The 541-nt window shown below is 62.5% G+C and carries 1 protein-coding gene; it reads left to right on the forward strand.

The genetic code is table 11. The features are described 5' to 3' along the window. Positions 1-541 (forward strand): hypothetical protein (locus I8J34_RS24280; RefSeq protein ID WP_214364197.1); only part of this gene is annotated, 541 nt, incomplete at both ends.

The raw sequence follows: 541 nt of genomic DNA on the forward strand, positions 1-541 counted from the left end.
GCGGCTCAGCCCTGACCTACGCCAGCGGCGCACTGGCAGCCGGCACCGGCACCCTGCTGCTCACGCCGGTGGGCTGGCTCATCGTCGGCGTGGTACTGGTCGGTGGCAGTATCTACTTGGGCTTTGTCGGTGACGACGCCAAAGACACCCCACTGGAGCAGTGGCTCGACGCCTGCACCTTCGGCAAGCGGGAACTGGCTGGCAATCCGCCGTTCGCGACACTGTCCGACGAAATGGACAACCTCGGTGCGGCGCTCTACGCGCCGAAATTGATCGAATCGGACTGGTCGGACCGGTGGGGCTTTCCGCATTACAAGGCCGAGGCAAAAGTGTTTCTGCCCGGCTACTCGCTGGGCAGCAGCCACCTGCGTATTCTCGTCAACGGCACGTCCATCGCCCCGGTGCGCAACGAGTTCGAACATGGCGGCAGACTGATCGAGATCGAGACCTTCATCGAGAAGCAAAACGGCCTCACCAAAGCCAACTATGAAATCAGCTATCGGCCCAGCGACGCCATCGCGGAGCCGTATACTCTGCGCTT

It is taken from the genome of Denitromonas iodatirespirans (genome assembly GCF_018524365.1).
In the GTDB taxonomy this organism is placed as follows: Bacteria; Pseudomonadota; Gammaproteobacteria; order Burkholderiales; family Rhodocyclaceae; genus Nitrogeniibacter; species Nitrogeniibacter iodatirespirans.